Source organism: Erwinia psidii, from assembly GCF_003846135.1.
GTDB lineage: Bacteria > Pseudomonadota > Gammaproteobacteria > Enterobacterales > Enterobacteriaceae > Erwinia > Erwinia psidii.
In genome coordinates this window covers 145,157-168,340 of the sequence record NZ_RHHM01000010.1, presented here as the reverse complement: position 1 = coordinate 168,340, position 23,184 = coordinate 145,157, and the positions used below count along the sequence as shown (strand labels likewise).

General features: G+C 50.0%; 13 protein-coding genes and 2 pseudogenes. 9 read left to right on the top strand and 6 right to left on the bottom strand.

Annotation, left to right across the window (positions count from 1 at the left end; all coding sequences use genetic code 11):
- Nucleotides 1-721: 721 nt before the first annotated feature.
- The gene (locus tag EB241_RS13955; protein WP_233592612.1) at nt 722-2,626 is read right to left on the bottom strand and encodes a methyl-accepting chemotaxis protein; all 1,905 of its coding nucleotides are present in this window, start codon (nt 2,624-2,626) and stop codon (nt 722-724) included.
- A gap of 420 nt (nt 2,627-3,046) precedes the next feature.
- Here EB241_RS13955 and leuA point away from each other — a divergent pair, with 420 nt between their 5' ends.
- Nucleotides 3,047-4,705, top strand: a complete 1,659-nt coding sequence (gene leuA / locus EB241_RS13950; protein ID WP_124233740.1) for a 2-isopropylmalate synthase — start codon at nt 3,047-3,049, stop codon at nt 4,703-4,705.
- On the opposite strand, the gene EB241_RS13945 is transcribed toward leuA, so the two are convergent.
- Complete coding sequence (locus tag EB241_RS13945) at nt 4,702-5,469, bottom strand: AraC family transcriptional regulator (RefSeq protein WP_124233739.1); 768 nt, start codon at nt 5,467-5,469, stop codon at nt 4,702-4,704. The two genes, leuA and EB241_RS13945, sit on opposite strands and share 4 nt — an antisense overlap.
- Nucleotides 5,470-5,835: 366 nt before the next feature.
- On the opposite strand from EB241_RS13945, the gene EB241_RS13940 reads away from it, so the two are divergent.
- Nucleotides 5,836-6,849, top strand: a complete 1,014-nt coding sequence (locus EB241_RS13940; RefSeq protein WP_124233738.1) for a GlxA family transcriptional regulator — start codon at nt 5,836-5,838, stop codon at nt 6,847-6,849.
- Nucleotides 6,850-6,896: 47 nt separating this feature from the next.
- Here the strand turns inward: EB241_RS13940 and EB241_RS13935 are convergent, their stop codons facing one another.
- Both EB241_RS13935 and yddG read right to left on the bottom strand, forming a co-directional pair.
- Nucleotides 6,897-8,282, bottom strand: a complete 1,386-nt coding sequence (locus EB241_RS13935) for an MFS transporter (protein WP_124233737.1) — start codon at nt 8,280-8,282, stop codon at nt 6,897-6,899.
- Nucleotides 8,283-8,543: 261 nt separating this feature from the next.
- On the bottom strand, nt 8,544-9,461 hold the full coding sequence (gene yddG / locus EB241_RS13930; RefSeq protein WP_124233736.1) for an aromatic amino acid DMT transporter YddG: 918 nt from the start codon (nt 9,459-9,461) through the stop codon (nt 8,544-8,546).
- 384 nt (nt 9,462-9,845) lie between these two features.
- Between yddG and EB241_RS13925 the strand changes: the two genes are divergently transcribed.
- The 7 genes from EB241_RS13925 to EB241_RS13895 all read left to right on the top strand — a co-directional run bounded on the left by EB241_RS13925 (nt 9,846) and on the right by EB241_RS13895 (nt 21,324).
- Nucleotides 9,846-10,748: a dihydrodipicolinate synthase family protein gene (locus EB241_RS13925; protein ID WP_199737361.1), complete on the top strand. Its 903-nt coding sequence runs from the start codon at nt 9,846-9,848 to the stop codon at nt 10,746-10,748.
- Nucleotides 10,749-10,757: 9 nt separating this feature from the next.
- Nucleotides 10,758-12,257 (top strand): aldehyde dehydrogenase, encoded by a 1,500-nt coding sequence (locus tag EB241_RS13920; protein WP_124233735.1) that lies wholly within the window; start codon nt 10,758-10,760, stop codon nt 12,255-12,257.
- On the top strand, nt 12,250-12,540 hold the full coding sequence (locus tag EB241_RS13915) for a hypothetical protein (protein ID WP_124233734.1): 291 nt from the start codon (nt 12,250-12,252) through the stop codon (nt 12,538-12,540). The genes EB241_RS13920 and EB241_RS13915 overlap by 8 nt, the downstream gene beginning before the upstream one ends.
- 82 nt (nt 12,541-12,622) lie before the next feature.
- Nucleotides 12,623-13,312 carry a GntR family transcriptional regulator gene (locus EB241_RS13910; protein ID WP_124233733.1) on the top strand — a complete coding sequence of 230 codons (690 nt, stop codon included), beginning with the start codon at nt 12,623-12,625 and terminating at the stop codon, nt 13,310-13,312.
- Between the two features lie 248 nt (nt 13,313-13,560).
- Nucleotides 13,561-14,880, top strand: a complete 1,320-nt coding sequence (locus EB241_RS13905) for an NAD(P)/FAD-dependent oxidoreductase (protein ID WP_124233732.1) — start codon at nt 13,561-13,563, stop codon at nt 14,878-14,880.
- Between the two features lie 1,320 nt (nt 14,881-16,200).
- Entirely contained in the window at nt 16,201-17,895 is a 1,695-nt protein-coding gene (locus tag EB241_RS13900) for a hypothetical protein (RefSeq protein WP_124233731.1), read from the top strand.
- A gap of 12 nt (nt 17,896-17,907) precedes the next feature.
- Complete coding sequence (locus EB241_RS13895; protein ID WP_124233730.1) at nt 17,908-21,324, top strand: hypothetical protein; 3,417 nt, start codon at nt 17,908-17,910, stop codon at nt 21,322-21,324.
- Between the two features lie 683 nt (nt 21,325-22,007).
- Here EB241_RS13895 and EB241_RS13890 read toward each other — a convergent pair.
- Both EB241_RS13890 and EB241_RS13885 read right to left on the bottom strand, forming a co-directional pair.
- Nucleotides 22,008-22,226: pseudogene (locus tag EB241_RS13890) on the bottom strand (ABC transporter ATP-binding protein); the annotation flags it as partial.
- Nucleotides 22,217-22,855 (bottom strand): annotated as a pseudogene (locus EB241_RS13885) (amidase family protein); the annotation flags it as partial. The pseudogenes EB241_RS13885 and EB241_RS13890, both read right to left, overlap by 10 nt.
- Nucleotides 22,856-23,184: the final 329 nt, after the last annotated feature.

Here is a 23,184-nt window from a genome sequence, read left to right as displayed (position 1 = left end):
GCTTCGAGGCGAAACTCAGGGCTAAAATTGCGTCTGTTACGTCCGGTCATAATGTCACCTGTTTTGGCTATGAGGTGATGATATCACCTCTATTCAGGTGGCCAAATTCACTATGCCACTACAGTGTTGGCCAACCGAGAGGAACTGATCCGGCAAGGTTGTATCTTCAAATTAAAAAGCGCTGATTTAATTAGAACTTGAAATGATAATCGCAGCGGATTTAGGAATAAAAACCGTGGTAATTCAATGCATTTCAATCACTGATGATATGAAAATTAAAGCATTTTCGATTAATTTTACACTTAATAACAAGCCCAGCAGGCTGGAAAACCCATCACCTTTAAAAAAAATGAGCACAAATAATATCTATAATAATTAAATATATTTTTTTCAATATGATAAAACACAAATCACGGCTCAACGTCTAATTTATCAGGGCTGCAACAGCAGCCCTCTGCCAGAAGTTGACCTCGAATGACAAAATAGTCCGCCATCTTCCGCTACAAGACTTACCTTTGCAGTTTGGAAGCTGCTTTGCTTGTGACTGACAGTGAACATTGCCAATATTCCCGTTATGAGCATCAACGTGGGCAATTAAGTTGAAGCAGAAGCCTGACGGTTGAGCCAGCAAATCATTCCTGCATTGCATTTTACTGACAAGTGAGGCCGCTGGCGCAGCCTGCTATGATTTCATCTCAGGCATATTTAAGCCCCTGTGACATCAAAATAACTGCCAGTTTTCCACTGAAGAATGCGAGTTAGCTGTAACCGGTTTTTGCAGTTTTCTTATGGTAGCCGTTGGCACAGAGGACACCAGAACAGATTCGGTTTTGAAGAAAGCCACCGCCTGCTCCAGACGCCCGGCTTCTTGCTGAAGAGATCCGGCCGCTGCGGCTGACTGCTCTACCAGTGCGGCATTTTGTTGAGTGGTGCTGTCCATTTCAGTCATCGCCTGACTGACCTGACCGATCCCGCGGTTTTGCTCATCTGAAGCGGTAGCTATTTCTTTCATCACCTCATTCACCTGAGCCACAGCATCAATAATGGATTGCATTGTTTTACCTGCATGTTCAACCTGTGCAGCGCCAGTGTTAACCTGGCCAACAGACTCCTGAATAAGCCCTTCTATTTCTTTTGCAGCCGTTGCACTCCGCTGTGCCAGATTTCTTACTTCCCCCGCGACGACAGCAAAACCTCTTCCATCTTCGCCTGCCCTGGCTGCTTCAACGGCGGCATTCAGAGCCAGAATATTTGTCTGAAAAGCAATGCCATTTATTACCTGGGTTATTTCAGAAATGCGTGAGGAGCTTTTCCTGATTTCTTCCATAGTATTAACCACCCCGCTGACAACCTGACCTCCCTGGGTGGCCTGCGACGACGCTTCCCCGGCAAGCTTGCTGGCACAAATCGCATTCTCGCTGTTAAGTTTTACCGTTGAGGTAAGTTGCTCAATACTGGCCGCTGTCTGAACAACTGCGGCAGCCTGCTGTTCAGTACGCGATGATAAATCTTCATTTCCCATCGCTATTTCTGTGGCCGCGCTGTTTACGTTCGATACGCCGTTACGGACGTTGCTGATTATTTCTTCAAGCTTAATCCGCATATTATCAAAAGCCTGCATTAACAGCCCCAGCTCATCTTTGCGATAGCTTAGGGCAGTCGGAGTCAGGTCGCCCTCAGCGATCCGGCGTGCCATACTGAGTGTTTGCGACAACGGCCGCTTAATACTCAGGGTTATCCGCCAGGCAAACAGAACGCTTATTATCACAGCCAGTAACGACAGAATGGCAATTTTGATCTGCGCCGTTTTAATAAAATCAGAAGATATTTTCTTTTGATAATCAAACATTCTTGCCAGGGATGCGTCAAAATCCTCAGCTCTGCCTACCAGCGTTTTTGCCGCCGTATGATGCGCAGACCAAAGCGTTTCAAAGGGAGAGACTGAAGAAGAGACCTTATCAATAATGTTAAGGGCTGATGAGGTGACGTCGGACAACGCTGGGTTTTTAGCCTCTTCAAGCATAATCGCCGTTTTTCTGGCCTCGCCAAGGGCGATGTTCAGCGCTGCTCTGCTGTTATCTTCCGGTAGTTTGATAAAAGTCAAAAGCTGCAAATTGACTTCTTTAAGCTGTGACGACAAGCGTTCCAGTAAAGAAGACGTATCAGAAGCCAGCGTTCCGCCTTCAGCAAGATAATCCATGCTTTTTGCAAGACTGAGATACGGAAGTTGCTGCAAAGAAGCAGCCATTGCCATCATGCGCTGCATATAATCAACTAAAATGTTTCTTTGCGTTCCATAGCTGTTCATGGCTTCTTCAATACCATTAAGAAACGTTTTTCCCCCTGCATCCCAGTTAAATTGCGCCAACTTATTGTACTGGTTTCTCAGCTGTTTAAGCGCTTCGGCATTTTTATCAGCATACTGCTGCTCATTGGTGTACTGATACAGGGTGCGATTAAGGCGGGCCGTGCCGAATGTGCTGTTCATCTCGATGGTGAGACTTCGTCTTGCCGAGTTATCCTGAATGATGTCAAGACAGCCTGATGCAACCAGTGCCGTAATGATAAGGGCACTAATTACCACAAGAAAACCCATACCGAGTTTGGTTCCCACCTTAAAATTCATGAAATAACCGTTGAGTCTCAGATGATTCATTTTTTATAACCCTATTATTTTAAATCATTTAAATTCTCTGCTTAAGATTCTATCAATCTCGCTCAAAGTGGTTATCGGCATTAACTGGAAATCATTAAAATAATTTACAAATAACGGGCAGTTTTATTTTGCGGAAAGCCAGTGGAGTGTGGGTTTTCATCAGGGAACACCTGCAGCAGGCGCTGCCTGAGCTTGTGACCGGCATGTCATATTACGCGCCGTGGGGGTGAGTCAAACCTCTGCTTTTCGCTCAACGCGGACATCATGATGTTATCTTCCGCCCACGCCCTGCAGCCTGGCGGTTTCGCTACACAGGTTGTCATCTTTGCGTCGGTAATTCCTGTTCGGATTGAGCAGGATAAAGCGAGTCCAACGCAAAGGAGAGACAACATGTTACAAGAGCCATCGCGCAAATATTCCCCACATGCCCCTGTTATTCTGCCCGATCGTCAGTGGCCGAATAAACAGCTGACCCACGCCCCGCGTTGGCTTTCCACCGATCTGCGCGACGGCAATCAGGCGCTGGCAGAACCGATGGATTCGGCGCGTAAATTACGTTTCTGGGAGCTGTTGCTCAAATGCGGCTTTAAGGAGATTGAAGTGGCATTTCCGGCGGCTTCAGCGACGGATTTCCAGTTTGTTCGACAACTGATTGAAGACAACCTGATACCCAAAGATGTCACGATTCAGGTGTTAACGCAGGCGCGTCCTGACCTGATTGAACGGACCTTCGCCTCACTTGATGGTGCAGATAGCGCGACGGTGCATCTGTATAACGCCACTGCCCCACTGTTCCGTCAACTGGTGTTCCGTCAAAGCAAAGAAGAAATCATCCAACTGGCCGTCAGTGCAACACAAAAAATTCGTGCGCTGTGTGAAGCCAATCCGCAGACTAAGTGGAGTTATGAATACTCCCCGGAGACATTTTGTTTTACTGAGCCTGATTTCGCCCTGCAAATTTGTGAGGCGGTGGCCGATGTCTGGGAACCCTCCCCTGAACGACCGATGATCATTAATCTGCCGGCGACCGTCGAGGTCAATACGCCGAATGTGTATGCCGACCAGATCGAGTATTTTTGCCGCCATTTTTCACGACGCGACGCCGTATGTATCAGCGTGCACCCGCATAACGATCGCGGATGCGGTGTCGCCAGCGCGGAGCTGGCCATGCTCGCAGGCGCCGATCGCGTAGAGGGGTGTCTGTTTGGTAACGGAGAACGGACCGGGAATGTGTGTCTGGTCACGCTGGGCATGAATCTCTACAGCCAGGGGATTTCCCCAAAGCTTAATTTCAGTGATATGAAACACGTCGTTGAGCGCGTCGAACAATGTAACCAATTGCCCGTTCATCCCCGCCATCCTTATGCGGGAAAACTCGCTTTTACTGCTTTTTCTGGCTCACACCAGGACGCGATCAAAAAGGGATTCACGGCCCGGCAACAATCCGCAGCCGAGCGCTGGGAGATGCCTTATCTTCCGGTCGATCCGAACGACATTGGCTGCAGCTACGAAGCGGTTATTCGCGTCAATAGCCAGTCAGGAAAAAGTGGGGCTGCATGGATACTGGAACAAAATCACGGTCTTAAACTGCCGCGCCGCTTGCAGCAGGACTTTAGCCAGCACGTGCAGAGGCAGACCGATCGCGGGGGGCACGAAATGACGCTGGCTGATATCTGGCACTTGTTCCGCATGTTATATATTCGCCATCAAACCACCGGGTGGCCATTGCTGGAGTACCGCAGTGAAAGCCTGGAAGACGGTAGAAATTCGCTTTGTGCGCGGATTGAGACAGCCGAAGGAATCATTCCGTTAAACGGCAAAGGTAATGGATTGCTTTCTGCTGCGGCCGATGCACTTAAATCGCAGTTCAAGTTCGCTTTCGCGATTGAAGACTATCATGAACATACCCTTGGCAGGCACAACGAGAGCCGCTCGGTGGCCTATATTCGCTGTACGTTTGCAAACGGCGAAAGCCGCTGGGGTGTCTGCATCGACAACGATGTTGCGCGCTCGTCATTGCAGGCGTTGCTTAACGCCTTGCCGCTTTAATCGCGTGACTGAAAGTAATCACTTGGGGAAACCCCCAGTGTACGACGAAACATGGCGCTGAATGCACTGTGGCTTTCATACCCGAGGTCGAGAGCCACACGTAAAACCGAATGCCCCTGAGCAAGGTAAGTCAGCGCAATCAGCAGTTTTGCACGCCGCACCCACTCACCGAACGAAAGACCCGTTTGTTTGCGAAATTGCCGTAACAACGTTCTCTCGCTGATGCTGAGCTGGGCTGCGGCCATTGCGGCGGTCCAGGCTTTACCCGGTTCGTTCTGAATATGGTGGCACAGCGTCTGTAGCGCGAGTGTTTGCGGTTCCGTAAGATTAAACGGCAGCACATCCATCACGCGGATCTCATCAAGGATAAGCTCGTAGACTCTTTCCTCTCGGGTTCCGGCATCGTAATGCGCGGGCAACGAAAACGAATTAACGATCAGTTCCCGTAGCAAATCAGAAACCTGCACAACCTGACAAACGGCAGGTAAGTCAGCCCGGGCATAAGGATCGATAAACAACGTTCTGGCGGCAACCTTCCCTGTGACTTGCAGACGATGATGGGTTCCGGCTGGCAGCCATACGCCACGGCTGGGTGGGACAATCCAATATCCCTGCTCTGTTTCAACCCTGACCACACCACTCAACGTATGCAGTAACTGTGCACAATCATGGCTGTGCCAGGGTTCAGTTGCGCCGTGAGGATAATCATGGGCCAAAGGAATCAATGGGCGCGTGGAGAAGTTAAACTGAGTGCTCGTTGTCATCGTTTTCTTTCTGAAAAAAAATGAAAGTAACATAGAAAAACCAGCGAGAGGAAGTAAGGCGACGACCGGGCACTGCAACATGGAATGGTGTTGTTTCAGGCGACTGGCCGTCACCGAGGGAGTAAGGTGGTCCGCTTTGTACCGTGAGTTTAATGAGCGTTGCATGTATCGATGCATGCTAACCAACGGGGAGCAGATCACTCCCTGCGGGGCCATCTGGTAGAATCTACTACCAGCGATCGGCAGAAGCGGTACAATCGCGTCGGGGTTGAGATAACCGTAATCGACTACATGAGTAAAAGTGCGTTGCTAAACTGACCAGGCGAACTGTCGCCGCAAGCCTGGTAGATTGCAGGAGACCGTGTAATGCCCTTCACCCACGTTGAACCTAAACCGGATTTGACCATCGGTTTCTTGCTGATGCGTCAGTTCACTCTGGCCTCTGTCGCCGGGCTGGTAGAGTCTTTGCGTTTTGCGGCGGACGAATCATTCTCCAGTCGGCAGATCTTTTGCCGCTGGGAGTGGATGACCTGTGACAATCAGCCGGTAACAGCCAGCTGTGGGCTGCCGGTATCGCCGACGGTGACGCTCGATTTTACAAGAGCGTGGGACTACTTTGTGGTGGCGGGGGGATTGCTTGAAGAGACTCGTACTCCGCCGGAGTGGTTGCTGCAGGCGTTGTGCGAGCTCCATGCGCGAAACATTCCCATCATCACCCTGTGCAGTGGAGCGTTTGTTGCGGGGAACGCCGGACTGTTGGATGGACGCCAGTGTGCGATCCACTTTACCACTCGCGACGAGTTCCGAATGCGATTTCCAAAAGCCATTCCGGTGATCGACAAGACCTACATTAAAGACGGCGGCATTATCTCCTGCCCTGGCGGCACGGCGATCGACTTAGCGGCGGATCTCATCCGCCAGCACTGTGGCCTGGTACGTTCCCGGAAGGTATTAAAATATCTGCTGGTAGACGACCCCGCAGAGTCCATCCGTAAGGTGAAGCAGAAAACGCCGTTTTACGCCCCGGATGTGTATGAAAACGAACTGGTCAGCAAGGTGATTGGCTATATGGAGCATCATCTTGACTCACCGATTCCGCTGAGCGATGTCGCTGAGTTCGCGGGTGTCACTTTTCGTCAGCTGAACCTGATTTTCACCAAGTGTACCGGCCATTCTGCGGCCGTTTACTGGCGCAGTATGCGCCTTGAACAAGCGCGCAAGCTAATGGCGGATTCGAGCAACAGCATCAATGCGATTGCCAGTGCTACGGGCTTTTCCGATGCCTCGCATCTGATTTCATGGTTTCGCAAGCAGTACGGTGAAACGCCGAGTTCGTTCAGGAAAAGACGACGTGAAGTGGAAAGGTTAGTGAAGGATTAAATGAGTTTATTGGCCGGGTTAGCATCATGCTGACCCGACAAAAGTTTTTAAATGCTATTTCGTTTCGGCATGACCACCTGCACAGAGGCGTTGTCACGTGGACACCCTTCCTCCAGCGAAGCGGCATCCTCGAGGCTGCGGGCATTGGTCTCCGGCGCCATGAACCACGACACAATCAGGCCAAGGAAGGTGATGGCTGCAGCAATATACATTGTTGGACCAATCCCAAGGCTCTGAAGTGAAACAGGCACCAGCCAGGTACCCACCGCGGCACCGATTCGCGACAAAGAAGTGCCGATACCCACGGCACCGGCGCGGATCTCCGTTGGGAAAATTTCATTTGGATAAACCAGTTGCAGCACCTGTGCACCACCAATGAACAGCGAGTAAAGGCCAAACATCAGGAATATTAGCGCAGACGGCCCATCGCGCAGGAAGCCTAACAGCAGCAGCGCCAGACCAGACCACAGAAAACTGTGCAGTAACAGTTTACGACGCCCGAGGGTGTTGACCAGACGGGTTGCGATAACGCAGCCCACCACAAACAGCAGGGTGATAGCAACAGATCCATAAGATGCCCAGCGTCCTGTCAGGTGCAGTGCCTCAAGAACTTTAGGCGCAAAGGCATAGACGGCAAAGACCGGGATGACTGAACATGTCCAGAAAACGGTCACAAACGCCATGCGCTTGCCGTAACCCGAATGGAGCAGATTGGCAAAGGAGAGATTTTTGCTCTCTGCCTGTAGGGGTAAGTTATCCAGACCAAATTCAGGTCCATAGACACGACGAATAATGGTTTCTGCTTCGGCATGGCGCCCTTTACTCATTAGCCAGCGTGGTGACTCAGGCGTACCCAGACGCACAAGGAAGAGAATGAGGCCAATCACGGCGGTGCTGGCAAGCGTAAGGCGCCAGGCGTCAGGCCCGCCAACGTTGAGGAGCACTTCACCTGCCAGATAGGCGGTAGCGGCACCCGCGAACCACAGGATGGTCAATATGGCGAGGCAAGGGCCACGGTTTTTCTTTGGCAAAAACTCTACCAGAAAAGCGGTGGCTACGGGGTATTCAATCCCGACGGCAACCCCGTTCATAAAGCGCAGCACAAACAACATCTCGCCGCTTTGCACCCAATATTGCGCGAGGGAGAAGCCGATAAACAATGTCGGGCCGACGAAATAGAGTACGCGTCGACCCAGACGATCGGTCAGGGCGCCACCGATAAAGCCGCCGAAGAAGATTCCGATCAGCGCGGAGGCGGCAATAAGCCCTTCCCAGAAGGCGCTGAGATGTAACGCGGGTGAGACTTTCATCATGGCGATGCCGATAATGCTTAATACATAGCCATCAACAAAGGATCCACCGCCTGAACGTACGGTTAGCAACCGATGAAAACGATTAAGCGGAACGTCTTCTACAGAAATGGTATTTGACATGGTAACTCCTGTCGTTCACCGACATCGTTGAATTAACTGGCGTAACAGCCTGATAAGCAGTAAAGGCGTATTACAGGCACACGAAACCAGTGCCGTTAATCAATCGATCACGGAATAGATGTAGGTCAGGTAAGATCGTTAAAACGTTATCCAGAACAGATAAAGCGATCTCAATTATTAATCGTTTCTGTTATTTCTGGCGGTTCATGGTAAATACTCCTCTGGTGCAGGATAGTCGGAAAAGATATTTTTATTAGTGTGTTATTTATTCTCATTTACAGCGGGTAATTTTTTTTCTGTTCCACTACGGGTAGACCACCAGCAGCACAGCGAGCCAAGACTGACCATGGCGGTGCCTTGCCAGAAAGAGAACGTGAGGTGTGAATTCAGCATAAACGCGGCCAGTACCGCTGAGATAATCGGGATAAAATAGGAGGCTGCCGCCAGAATCGTCACGTTACCGTGTAATATCCCGAGGTTCCATGCCGCATAGCCAAAGCCCATGGCGACAGCAGCCAACAGCAGGCTAATCCACGCATGCCATGAAAGCACAAATTCAGGCTGCGGCGAGCTCAGGTATTTCACCCACAGTGTCAGGGCGGTTAAAATAAAAAACAGCGTGATACCGTTATTGCCTTTCGCAATAATTTTCGTTATCACACAATATATTGCCCAGATAATAGCTCCGCTAAAAGCCAGACCGTAGCTGAGCGGGTTTTCCATTACATTATTTGCCATCTCACTGAAAGAGAAACCCTGGTCACCCCCCAATACCCGGCAAATTCCGGCGATGGCCAAAATGACGCCCGGAATAATAAGCGGGCTGGTCTTTTGGCGGTTAACGATCACCGCCAGCAAAATGGTTATGCTTGGCCAGAGATAATTCACCATCCCGACTTCGATAGCCTGACGACCAGAATGGGTGAAGCCCAACGACAGTGACAGACAGAGCTCGTAGCAGACAAACAGAACGCTGCCCAGAATCAGGTAACGCCCAGGGAACTGTCGAAGCTTCGGGAAACCAGCCGTAAACAGCAGTAAGACTGAGCTACAGGTATATATCAGTGCCGCACCTCCCACCGGGCCAAAGCCTTCACTCACGCTTTTAATCAGACCAACGATCGCGCTCCACAGCAGGATAGCTATCAGTCCGATGAGTGTCGCTTTCTTCTGGGGCATACCCTGCACCTCTGTTTACATTTACATCACAACCAACACGGTTGACTGTTAAATTCAGGTTAAATTCTGCCTTAAAGCTATGCCTCCATCTCAACGCTGTAAATACGTCTTTTGGGACGATAACTTCGGATTGTGATCGTTATCTGAAATCATGTAGAAAATTATCACTCAAAAAATAAAAACATAATGATATGAAAAATAACGATTAAATTATCTAAAGATGTAGAAATTTACTATTTACAGGTATTTGTTTTGTATTTTTTATGTATACAAAAAATATTCATTCATTGACCGCTTTCACACCTGCATGCAAATGTTTAACAAATGCAGCCTGTTATGCTGCTGAGAAAACAGTCATGGTCATGAATTCCCCTGGAGGTTATCGTGTTGACATTTGAAGGTATCTATACCCCGGCAATTACCCCTTACGCAGCCGATGGCAGCATCGATTTTGCCCGCTTTGCGGATGTTCTGGAGTCTCTGATCGAACACCGCGTGCACGGCATCATCATCGGCGGCTCGACGGGTGAATACTACGCCCAGAGCGCCAAAGAGCGTAAGGCGCTGGCTGAACATGCGCGTCAGGTCATCGGCAACCGCCTCCCGCTGGTTGTCGGTACGGGTGCTATCCGCACTGAAGATGCGGTGGACTACGCGAAACACGCCCGCGAAATCAAAGCCGATGCCATTCTCGTAACCTCGCCACCGTACGCGCTGCCCACCGAACTGGAAAATGCTCATCATGCGCTCACGGTGGATAAAGCCGCGCAGCTGCCGATCATGCTCTACAACTATCCGGGACGTATGGGGATCACCATGGGTGAAAGCTACTTCCGCGAGGTGAGTCGCTCGCCTAACGTGGTGGCAATTAAAGAAAGCTCCGGTGATTTCAATAACCTGCATCTTCTGGCCTGCAAATTTCCGAACATCGCACTCTCCTGCGGTTGGGACGATCAGGCGCTGGAGTTCTTTGCCTGGGGCGCACGAAGCTGGGTGTGTGCCGGTTCCAACTTTATTCCACGTGAACACGTCGCACTGTATGAGGCCTGCGTGGTGGAAAAAAACGTCGAGAAAGGTCGCAAGATCATGACGGCGATGATGCCACTGATGAACTTCCTCGACGGCGGCAAGTTTGTACAGTCTATCCGCTACGGCTGTGAACTGAATGGCCTGACTTCAGGCCAGGTCCGCGCGCCGCTACAGAACCTGGATGATGAAGAAAAAGCGCAGTTGAAGACGGTGATTGCCGATGTGAAACGCAACGTGGCTGCAGTTACAGCGGCGTAAGGAGGCAGAATGAAACAGCTTCAGACCCTGAATGACGTTACGCGTCTTGCGCACAATCTTCCGCTGCCGAACAAGGCGTTTATCAATGGTCGTTTTGTCCCTGCGTCTTCAGGGAACACGCTGACCACGCACAATCCGGCAACCGGCGAAGCCATCGTTAATATTGCTGCCTGTGATGCATCTGATGTGAATGTAGCAGTGAGTGCAGCTCGCGCAGCCTTTACCTCCGGTAGCTGGAACAAACTGGCTCCGGGTGAGCGTAAAGCTGTGCTGCTTAACCTGGCTACTTTGATGGAACAAGAGCTTGAATCCCTTGCGGTTCTGGAAAGTCTCGACAGTGGCAAGCCGGTCAGCGAGTGTCTGGCGGTGGACGTGCCGGAGGCGATCCACGTGCTGAAGTGGCATGCGGAAGCCATCGACAAGCTTTACGACCACACGGCGCCGGCAGGCAACGCCCTCGCGCTGGTGGTGCGTGAACCGATTGGCGTGGTGGGCTGTGTCCTGCCGTGGAACTTTCCGTTGCTGATGCTGGCCTGGAAAATTGGCCCGGCGCTGGCTGCCGGTTGTTCCGTGGTGGTAAAACCGGCGGAGCAGACATCACTAACCTCGCTGCGAGTGGCTGAACTGGCCTTTGAAGCGGGTGTGCCGGCGGGCGTGCTGAATATTGTCACCGGCACCGGAAAAGCCGTGGGGGAGCCAATAGGTTTGCACCCGGATATCGATATGGTGAGCTTTACCGGCTCCACGGTGACCGGGCGTCGCTTCCTGCACTATGCCGCAGAGTCAAATCTGAAAAAGGTGGTGCTGGAATGCGGCGGTAAAAATCCTGCCCTGGTGTTTAACGACGCTGACGATTTAGCTACGGTGGCCGCGCACGTGCTTAACGGTGCGTTCTGGAACATGGGTGAGAACTGCTCTGCTACCTCGCGCCTGCTGGTACAGGAAGAGGTGAAGGAGGCTCTGCTTGCTGAGATGGCAGAGCAAATCGGCCACTGGACCATGGGTAATCCGCTCGATCCGGGCAACCGGTTGGGCACGATGATCTCCCCGGAGCATTTCAGCAAGGTAAGCAGTTACCTCGACATGGCGCATCAGGAAGGTTTACGCGTACTGCATGGTGGCAATACCGATCAGGGCGCCTACGTGCAGCCTACGGTGATCGATGGCGTAACGCCTGAAAGCGCACTGTTCCGGGAAGAGATTTTCGGCCCGGTGCTCTGTGTCACCACTTTCAAAACGGAGGCCGAAGCCATTGCTCTGGCCAATGACACACCTTACGGACTGGCGGCATCGGTCTATACCGGCAAGCTTAATCGCGCCATTCGGGTATCCCGTGCGATTCGCGCCGGGACGGTAACGGTGAACTGTTTCGGTGAAGGAGATGCCAGCACGCCATTTGGTGGCTATAAGCAGTCCGGTTTTGGCGGCCGTGATAAATCGGCGTTCGCACTCGACCAGTACACCGAACTGAAGACTATCTGGATTGACGTCGCTGAAGACAATGACTGAAGTCGTATTTAACGGTCTGGAAGACAGAATTCATTTCTATTTCTGTCTTCTGGTGGCGCTGAGGCTGATGAGGAAGCAGGGACGCCTCTCCTCTCATCGGCAGAAAAATGCCTTTATTATGAAGTGGCTAAAAAACGCCGGGAGGGTTGCCTCTTTTCACCCGTGTGCCAGCAGTGAAATTGTCTGGCTGCGCAGTGAGATTTTACGTCATCCACCCGATCGGGATCTGGAACCGGTGCTGATGTTGATTTATCAGACCGCCAGTGAAATGCGCACAACGTGAGCGCCGCGGTGGATAATTTTTGCCGTAGCGCGCCTTTATCTGTAGGTTAAGCTGCATCACAGGTCGATTTTCAGGAGGCGGAATGAGAGCGGGAAAGGCAGCGTTGTATGAGGATCTCAAGCGGTTAATCTTAACCATGGAACTGGATCCTGATGCACTTCTGGATGAAGCCAGCCTGACTGCGCAGTATGGCCTGTCTCGTACGCCCGTACGCGAAGTGTTTCAGCGTCTGGCGGGTGAAGGGTATCTCGAAATCGTCGAAAAGCGTGGTGTGCGCGTGATCCCCATGAGCCATGCCACGCTGCGTAATTTCTTCCTTGTGGCACCGATGATCTACGCGGCGACCGGACGTCTTGCGGTTCAGCACTACAAACCGGCACAGTTAAAAGCGCTGAAAGAGACGCAAAAACGCTTTTGTAAAGCGGTGCAGAATCATGATGCCGAAGCGCTGGCACTGGAAAACAATCGTTTTCACGAAATCATGGGGGAAATGGCGGCAAATCCCTACCTGCAACCGAGCCTTGGCCGCTTACTGATTGACCATTGCCGTATCGGTCACACCTTCTTCCGTCCTCAGAATGATGACATGGAGCGCCGTTTGCAGCTGGCCGCCGACCATCACGATGCGTTCATCGCCGCGCTTGAGACGCGTGATGAACAAGCGGTGGTGGATTTGGTGTTTGAACACTGGGAACTGTCCCGGGAAAATATGGAGATCTTTATTGCGCCACAGGGGCTTAAAGCCGATGAGCGCATTCAGTCAGCTGAATAATCTCACCTGATGATACGCCCGCAGACATTCGTCTGCGGGCACATGACTACCTTTGAATTCTCTTTGACGCCGCTTGTTCGGGGGCTTCTGCGCGTCATATTTAACTGAAAATTAACTTTATTTATACTTGTTGTATACATTAGATATTCATCACGTATTCATTTTTTTACCCTGGCTACCATGATTTCAACAACGCTTGCTGAGCCAGTAAGCGAAAGAAAAAATGACAGAGTACCGGAGTAACTAACGTGCAAAAGATCACCTCTCTACCTGCCGATGATGCCCTGCCAGGGTGGTATCACACCAGTCAATCGCGTATCCCCCGCCCTGCTCACGTGGGGCAAAAGCATGCCCGCTGGGCCATTGTCGGCGCCGGATTAACCGGGCTTGCTGCTGCCCGCCAGATGGCGCTCAATTTCCCTGATGATGAAATCGTATTGATTGAAGCGCAGGAAGTGGGCTACGGCCCGTCTGGTCGCAATGCGGGTTTTGCTATCGACGTGCCGCACGATATTGGTGCCAGGGACTATATCGGTGATGTGAAAACCGCCAATCTGATCCTTAAACTTAACACCTTAGGGCAAAACTACTTGCGTGCCATCATTCAGGAGCACAGCATTGACTGCCACATGTCCGAGTCAGGGAAATACCAGGCCGCGGTAGGTGAACAGGGCGTAGCGATTCTGAATGCCTATCGCAGTGGACTGGAGAAAATTGGTCGTGAAACGCAGATGATTGCGGGTAAAGATCTCCCGGAGCATATCGGCACCTCCTACTACAAGCAGGCGCTTTATATTCCTGGCACTATCCTTCTGCAACCGTCGGCGCTGGTGAAAGGGCTGGCAAACAGTTTGCCGTCTAACGTCACACTCTACGAATACACACCTGTCACTGCTGTCAATTATGGTGACAAAGTTACCCTGGTACATGAGAAAGGCAGCATCACGGCGGATAAGTTGATTCTGGCGAATAACGCCTTCGCCTCGCACTTCGGTTTCCTTCAAAGACGCCTGCTACCGACCTTTTTGTACGGGAGTCTCACACGTCCTTTGACCGCAGATGAGCAGGCTCAATTGGGCGGTAAACCGGTCTGGGGCGTGATTCCGGCGCATCCGTTTGGCAGCACCTTACGTCGCACGGTGGATAACCGTATCCTGGTTCGCAACAGCTTTAGCTTCCAGCCGGACGGTCGTCCGCGCGAGCAGTACCTGAACCACTTTATCGCTAACCACCGTAAATCGTTTGAGCGTCGCTTCCCGCTGCTTAATCAGGTCGGTTTCGACTATTCCTGGAGCGGGGCGATTTGTCTGTCCGAGAACCATGAGGGCTTCTTTGGCCAACTGGCACCGAATGTCTATGGCGCTCTGTGTTGTAACGGCCTGGGGATCACGCGTGGGACTGCCACCGGCAAACTGCTGGCGGATATGATAGCGGGCGAACGTAACGCGCTGATCGACTTCCTGGTTGCCTCTCCGGGGCCGAATAAAACCCCGCTGGAACCGTTCCTCTCCGTTGGCGTCAATTCGGTGCTGAGATGGGGGCAATACAGGGCCGGCCTTGAAGTATAAATTAATGGCTTCTTACCTGAAAATCGCCGGTGAGCATTGATAAATTAACTGATTGTATTTATTCATACAGGGCTGTATTGAAGCCCTGTGTGTTCTTGAACAGCTTGTCTACTCTTCAACAGATAGCCTGGATGGCTCGATATAGTGTTCTGGCTTACTAATCATCAGGTCCGTTCCTCGCTCAATTTAGCGTTTTATCAACCACGGCTGGCCAATGCCATCGCCACGCGCGACAGATAACACAGTCACCGGGTAAACGGCCACAGGGCGTTTTTGCACACAGGGGCAGTGTCGGTCATTACGTTACACTGAATTGTTATTGCGGCCAGGACAGACTGGCCTGCATCATCATGTCAGCACAAAAGGCTGTTGTCCTCTTTCTCCGGGGATCGCTCGGGTGATACAGAAAACGCGTAGCCTGCCGGAAGCCGTGCGAGGATGAATGGTGCAATGACAATAGCTGGCAATGTCACGAGGGATGTGGTGTTACCCCCCGAAACCATATCAAAATCGTGACCTGACCGGGCGCAGTGCCCTTGTCGATGGATACGATTAACCTCTCACAAAGTCATTTTTATGCAAAATGATTAAGAAACTTTAAAACCGCATCAACATCGAAAAAATAAAAACCCTTAAAAATCATAATTTTGATGTTTGACAAGTTAATTTTCCATGTCAGTGCCCTATGACACCTGAGCTTAACCTGATGATAATCATCGCTATTCAGGAAAACATTACCGTAACCAATCATATAAGATTAATCTTGATTAATTATACTCATGTATAGTAAGTTGACTCCTGAATTAATGGTCCTGATACAGATTCAAAAAAAATTGCATCCACCTATATAAAAATCCTTAAACCAGGGATGTGCTTATGTATGCATTAAATTCGTCAATTAATGAAACCATTATAAATCTCGTCACTTTAAAGTTGAAACCTCACGTTTGAGCTTTAAATATTTAATTAAATGAAATAATACTCACCCGTTTAATTCTGTGAGAGCTTTCCCGTGGAGTAAAGACAGAAAGCGTATTCCAGACTATTAAGCAAATCGATTACAGCCAATCTGATTATTCGCATCGCGTATAATCTTATACTGTATGCAGAATTTATTATCGAAAAGTAACTAAATTAAATTTAATTTTCGCCGATGGTCACTGGCGATCGAATTGAAACGACTCAATATTATCGACAGGAGGACTATATTCAACGGTCATTTTAACGACTCAGGATCAGTTAATAAATGTAAAACGCAGCACGGTAAATAAAATTTACCTAAGAATTATTATGTTAAAAATAACTGAACAGGAAAAAAGCATGAGCTCACAGCAATCAGATTTATCCAACTCGCATTATGGTTATGACTTTGTGGTTTCGACAACGCAGAAAAGTATTAATGCCACAATGAAGGAGTATCTGTACAACTCAGTATTTCCAACCGTTAAAATGTACTGGAATCAGGATGATCAGGGGAACCCTGTTGCAGTTTCACGCGATGTTCTGTTGCAACAGACGCAAGGAACCGATCCCTTAACGGTGCCATCCTGGAATACCGGTGACCCAATGACACCGGATATTGAGAATATCAATAACAGCAACTTTTATTTTGCATTTGAAGCCGCCATCGGTATACCATCGCAAATATCCCCTCAGAATATACCCGATATCGTTGCGCTACAGGCAGACAGCCAGAGTATTATTTTTAACCTTATGTGTGCCAACTTCACGGTAGTCACCTGTAATTTCGGCCGTCATGGCCTTACCAGTTTTTTCACTGCAAGTCAGCCTGATAATTCCCCCTGGCTGTTTACTTCTATTGTTGCGTTAAAACCGATATTTGATAACAGCAATCTGCCCCCGGACGTCCAAGCACAGTTAAATAATCTCGGACCAGATGCCTTTAGCGTGCAACAACTCTTTTTTGACCTGGACAATGCGGCTCTCGAATCCGTACCAACAATCAATGGATTACAGCCTGGCACACCAGCATATACATTATTATCGCAGGTGTTTTTAGGCGCCTATTTTTCGGCAATGAAGACCAATGCGCAGCCTATACTTAATTACGCCATTGTACAAAATAAGCCAGACAACGATCAGTCAACACTGAAATTAACCAAAATGAACATGGAGGTCAGCCCTTATACCCCTGTCACTACACCGATAAACGATCTTAATACGCTTAACTACCTGTGTGAAGTTAATGGTGGCAATCTTCCCCCGCCGGTGCCTTTCACATGGAACTGGGTGGAAACTGCCGATGTGGCAAACTTCGACGGGGTGATTTCCATTAACCGGAACACCTTTGCTAATTATTTTGAAAACCAGCTTACCAGCTATGTCAAAACGAATTGCTACCAACCGTGGGTGCGCGTCTGGCTATCCGGTTTTCTTGATACGACGGTGAATTTTCAGTGGCAGATGACGTCAGGCCAGGCGCCTACCGTTACGGTGACGGACAACGGCGCCAATGTTCTGACCTATTCCTGGAGTGCCTCAGCAGAGGATGATGCCGGCGCAGGCGGCGACATGGGAAAAATGACGCTGGGAACCACCTACACTGCCACGGTAACATTCAGTGGTAATACTATCGTTGTTCAACAGAATTACGTCGTCTCTGTTTATATCCGTGTTATGCAATCATCTGAAAGCTGGAATGCCATTAACAGCACCATTACCGATACTTACACCCTGGCGATTGACCAGAACGGACATCTCACGGCCAGCCTTAATACCGTCTCACAGGATAACGCCGATCCAACCCCCAGCACTAACTGGTTTATTGAACTTTTTACCGGATTAAATGATTTGGTCAACGACTTTGCATCATGGTCGGCCGGTTTCAAAAATACGTCATTCCACAGTATACCTCTGAACGTGGCACAGCGGTTTGTATTCCCCGGTGGCAAAACGTTTGCTTTCAAGAATGTGAATTTTTCAGATAACCAGGATCTGGTGTCTCAGATTACCTATACCCAGCCCGATCAAAATAACCAACCTGCAAATTCCTGAGGAGAGAGAATTATGTCTGCGCCTGAAATTAGTGTTTCCGTAGAGTTAATGCAAAACTATAAGCAAACATTGTTAATGTCTCCTGAAAACGATTTTGAAGCATTACAGACCAGTGATGGAAATGCACTGCTCTTCTCTGTCGGCACCGATAATGTGTTTTATGTGACAGAGGAATCTTCAGGTCATGAAACCGGTTGGCAAAAAACAGATCTGAGCAGCAAACAAATCGCCTCCAGCTTTCCGGGACAGCAGGGACTGACCTGTAAGCTTTTTGCTACCGGACAAAGTGTGGTTGATGGCACCATCGGCCTGGCGATGGTCATTAATGACGGCACCTGTGACCATCTTTTTTTGAGTTTAGGTAATGCCAGTGATAACACTGCCTGGACGGCATCTCCGGTCTGGATACAGTATCCGTTCGATAATCCTGCGAAAAATATTGTTATCGCCGGGGTCTTTTTAAGCGAAACGATGAATAACACTCAGTATATCGTTGTCGATATTCTTCGCGATGCCACCAGCGCCGAAAAATTAATTTCCCGCTATTATATTAATACGCAAACCACGCCGGTCTGGCAGCCACATGATGTGTCAATCGATCTGGAAGCGAACAGTTATACCAGTTGCCTTGGCCGGCAATATTTATCATCAAGTCCTCATCAACCCACCATTGATGGTTTATATACCTGCGGTCAGGTTGATGGCCTGCCACAGTTCACCTTCCAACCGTTATATAACGTTTTTAATCCCGACGTTCCTGCCGCGGTGGCGCGTTTCTCCCTGCCCGGTAACGCCATTGCGGACTGTATCGCCTCCTGCCGTAAGAGCAATATGTCGACAGACTTATATGCCTGTAGTGGCGGAGCGCTCTATTATTTTGCCAGCACGAATCAGGCTGATGGTGCAGTCGGTGTGCAACTTATGCAAAATCCTGTTTTCACCAACGTCAAAAAGATGTATTCCGCCCAGTCAAATCAGGTATCAATTGTCTGGGGACTGAATGGCAATAATGATATTTTCTACGTTTCCTGTCCGACAGGCCAGGAAACCGCCACGCCATCATGCTGGAGTATTCCCTTACCGATTGTCACCGGCGTGGATCTTTTCTCGCCTTACCTGAACCGGGTAGATGATGGCAATTCATTTTTTGCCGTTGCCGGCGGCACATTACAAAAATGGGTTAAATCCACCAACAGTACGCTGTGGAATGCGCAATATATCACCCTGCCTTCACCTGATACCACTGACACACAGCAATACAGCTCTTACACCACGCACATTCAGGTCACTGATGAAAACAATCAGCCACTGGCTGACGAGCCGGTCACCATTAGTGCGCTGACCCGTACCGGGGTATATATCAATAATCTGTACTATATCGTTGATCCGCAAGGCATAGAAGTCGCGACTGATGCGCTGGGCAGCATTACGGTTATTGAGTGGGTGACGGGCCTGACCGGAACCACGCTGACGGTGCGCGATTCATCCGGCAATACTACCCAGGTGGAGCCAATGGCGACACCGATGGCAAAAATTGCGCAACTGAATACCGTCTCCGGCCTGCGTAGCGCGGCGATCAACCAGGGCGGTGGCAACACCACGCCGCTTGTCAGCAGTAGCGTTTCTGACAGCGACCTGCAGACGGTTGCCAGCTCAAACCAGCAACTCGGCACGCTGTATAACAATCTTGCGGCACAACCTGCCGGGCAGGCACACCCGCTGCGTTATGCCGCCACGCCACAGCCCGGTTTGATTCGCGTGTCGGGCGTCGATGCCCTGCTGGTGGATATTGGCGACCTGTTTAGCTGGCTGGCATCAGGCGTAGAAGCGGTGATTGAAATTGTTGAGGACGCGGCGACAAAAACCTGGAACTTTATTGCACATATCGCCGATACCGTTTACACCGCGGTGCTGGATGTCGCGGAAAAAGTGGTCGCCGCCGCAGTATGGGTGTTCAATGCCATCAAAACAGCGGTGACGGATCTTATTCACTACCTGCAATTTCTGTTCGAATTTGACGATATCCTGGTAACACATCGGGTAATGAAAAATGTCTTCATTCAGTGGGTGCAGCAAAGTATTGCCGACGTCTCTGGCCTGAAAAGCGATGTTGTTACAGCATTTACTGCCTTGCAGAATGACGTCAACAGGTGGGCCGATATTCCCTCTTTTGCACAGACACCCGCCAGTACCAGCGCTGAAAATCCGCCGCTGAGCGGACAAAACAGTGCGCCGGCACAAATGGGTATTCATCATTATCAGAGTAATGTGGGCAGCGCCAGTTCCACTTTCACTACGCCGTCGGTTGCAAGTGAAATATTTGATGATTTGCTGAATTTACTGAATAACGAGGCCGATACGCTTGGTGCGGCTTACGATGCGATTAAGACAGATATTATTGACCAGTTCGACACCCTGACGCTGACGCAGATTATCGAGAAGTTTACCGCCATCATCGTAGATACGCTGTTGCAGACCACAGAGAATATCCTGTGTGCCGCCATTGATGTTTTCGTGCAGTTGGCGGAAGGGTTTATTGATATGCTCACCGCAACGATAGACATCCCGGTGATCTCGTGGCTGTATAAAAAACTGACCGGGGACGACCTGTCATTTCTCGACCTGATCTGCTTTATTGCCGCCATACCCGCCACGGTGGTTTATAAGATCGCCTGTAACGAAACGCCTTTCAGCAACGATGACCCCTTTACCCAGGGGCTGCTGGCCGCACAAAACTTTGACCAGGTGCGCAGTGAATTTTTCGTCAACCCGACGGTTGCCGCACAGAGTTCCAAAGCGTTAGTCCTCAGTGAACAGCCGGTACTGGATGATCACCGCCTTAAGGTCTTTGGTTTTGTATCCGGTTTCTTCGCGCTGGCGGGAAGTATTGGGCTAATCATTGCGACAACAAGACAGCGGGCGGGAGGCGATGAAATGCCGGTCAGCCAGAAGAAAACGTTGGCGCTGGTTGCGGCTGTTTCTAATGTCGCTTATGTTTCACCTAATATTGCCACCCTGATCAATGCCGCAACGGACACCTGGTGGCAGCAAATGAATAACGTGCTCACCAGTATCAGCATTATAAAAGGCTTTGTGAATATTCCACTGGCAACCCTGCCCGGAAACACCGCCTCCACTATTTCCGCAGGCGTTGAATCGGTAATTAATTTATTATGGAATATACCGGTGATCCTCAACGTGATTGAGAATAAAAGCAAGTATAATACCACCTACAAATCGTTAATCCCGGAAACCATCGCCAACTTCTCATTTAATTTTGGCGGAATGCTGGAATATCCCATCGCAAGGAAAAAAGATCCTCGTATGTGTCTGGCACAATATGGTTTGATGTTAGGTTACGGCGTAGTGATATTGATTGCCGGAAGTATTAACGATTTCACTAAAAGTAAAGGCACCACACCCGGTTGATATCCTCAGCGGGTTATTACTGACTGAATCCCCCCTCCTGTGGGTGTGGTCATCAGCAGGTTTTGACCCGGCCTGATTGTCTCCGGGACTGCTGCTGCCGGAACGCTGTTATCCCTGCGGGTTGATCAAAGCCATCTTCTGTGAAGATGGCTTTTTATTTCCAACTGAAAACCATGTCCTGTGGGCGTGGTCATCAACAGGGCTTGGCTCTGCCTTATTGTTTTTGGATTTAAATATTACAGGACAGGCAAAGACATCTTTTTAAGGATTTTGATCCGGCACCAGTGTTTGGTACGCCCCTGCGGGGCGCAATCAATGCCACCTTCTGTGAAGGGGGGGGGTTATTTTGCTGCGGTGCGCGGTTTTCATACAGCGACGGTAAAATTACCCGGCATAACACCGGGCAGCCACTGCCACCCACAGTTATCGTGTTTTTTTAATGCGCCGTTCCACTGACCCGTTTTGATCCGGCACTGGTGGCAGGCAGTCTGAAGCCGGCGCCTGTAGCGATAAACACGGCAGTCTTTCATCAGCCCCGGCGGATCCATCGCGCTGATAATCCCTGCAACATCCCTGACGTTGCAGCAGCGGAAACAGCCAGCATCACTGGCCGTCATACAAACTGAAGTATTAAATCGCCACCAGTCCCGAACTCCCTGAGCCGCCATCTCTTCACCCCGTCCTCACTGAACGATCGTCCCTGTGAACATCGGCAGATACCTATCCGCCAGTGCGGCAGCAAAATCATAAAACGGCTCTGACAGCAAAATTGCCATCTCTCCGTGGTTCGCCAGCGCACGGATCACCAGGCCTGGTTCTTTGATAACCGAAGGCTGGATCCCCTCCGTCGGTTCATCCAGGATCAGCAGCTGCGCTCGGCAGGCCAGCGCACGACCAATGTGTGCACGCTTGCGTCCATCTCCTGCGGAGGTTGCAGCATCCCACCCACGGCAGCGGTGCGTTCTGCCCCCCTTGGCTCCTGACAGAGCTGCTCCTCCAGTTGGTAAAAGGCAGAAAAATCGACAGGTTTAAGGGTTGCGCCGCCGGTGCGCAACGCCAGCAGCGCGTCCTGCAAGGCGTTTTGCGCCTGCGTTAGCACTGTTGAACGTATTTGGCACCGCGCCAAATGATGAACGCGTGCCTACCTGCCCGGTGGCGAACTGATCGAGACTGGTTTTACCGATCGGCACGGCACCTGCCGCCTTGAGCCTGCCAACGGCGGTGGCATCCTGTTCAGCCAATAGGTGAAAGCCGGACAGACAGCGCTGGTAGGCCAGCCGGCAACATCAATATTGTCTTTCACAGCAAACGAAATGTCGAATAAGGGATACGCCTCAGGATTATTTCGATAAAGCGGGATCAGATAATCCAGCTGAGCCTGTAACTGCGATTCGCTGGCAATAATAAGCCAGGTATTATCCTCTGCGGACAGGGAATGAAGATGTTCTTTAAGGAGTGCAAAAACCGCCTCGCTATCCTGCCTGATATGCTGCTGCCATGCAGCTACTGTTTTTCCTGTCATTGATGCCATCGTTGAATTCCTGCTGGCATACAAGATGGAATTTAATTAGCAACAGTTATGCCATATACTTAATATAGTGATTTACATATTAAATAAAAAACACTTATGTGCAAAAATAAGCAAATGTATTATTAACGAACAGGATATTCCTATTATGGCGCAATATGGTGATGGAAATGAAATATTTTTTCCAAATTTTCAAAATAATAAATCACCGGAGAGGAATGGTGTTTTTTGGATTTATTACGTGTATTTGAGACGGGATAATTTTCAGAGAAAAATACCGGTATTGATTAGCAGCACACCGTGCCGCATAAATAGTAAAGCAGCAAGAAATA

Coding starts and splice junctions, on each gene's coding strand:
- EB241_RS13955 (WP_233592612.1), bottom strand. CDS start 2,626: ATGAATTTTAAGGTGGGAACCAAACTCGGTATGGGTTTTCTTGTGGTA.
- leuA (WP_124233740.1), top strand. CDS start 3,047: ATGTTACAAGAGCCATCGCGCAAATATTCCCCACATGCCCCTGTTATT.
- EB241_RS13945 (WP_124233739.1), bottom strand. CDS start 5,469: ATGACAACGAGCACTCAGTTTAACTTCTCCACGCGCCCATTGATTCCT.
- EB241_RS13940 (WP_124233738.1), top strand. CDS start 5,836: ATGCCCTTCACCCACGTTGAACCTAAACCGGATTTGACCATCGGTTTC.
- EB241_RS13935 (WP_124233737.1), bottom strand. CDS start 8,282: ATGTCAAATACCATTTCTGTAGAAGACGTTCCGCTTAATCGTTTTCAT.
- yddG (WP_124233736.1), bottom strand. CDS start 9,461: ATGCCCCAGAAGAAAGCGACACTCATCGGACTGATAGCTATCCTGCTG.
- EB241_RS13920 (WP_124233735.1), top strand. CDS start 10,758: ATGAAACAGCTTCAGACCCTGAATGACGTTACGCGTCTTGCGCACAAT.
- EB241_RS13915 (WP_124233734.1), top strand. CDS start 12,250: ATGACTGAAGTCGTATTTAACGGTCTGGAAGACAGAATTCATTTCTAT.
- EB241_RS13910 (WP_124233733.1), top strand. CDS start 12,623: ATGAGAGCGGGAAAGGCAGCGTTGTATGAGGATCTCAAGCGGTTAATC.
- EB241_RS13900 (WP_124233731.1), top strand. CDS start 16,201: ATGAGCTCACAGCAATCAGATTTATCCAACTCGCATTATGGTTATGAC.
- EB241_RS13895 (WP_124233730.1), top strand. CDS start 17,908: ATGTCTGCGCCTGAAATTAGTGTTTCCGTAGAGTTAATGCAAAACTAT.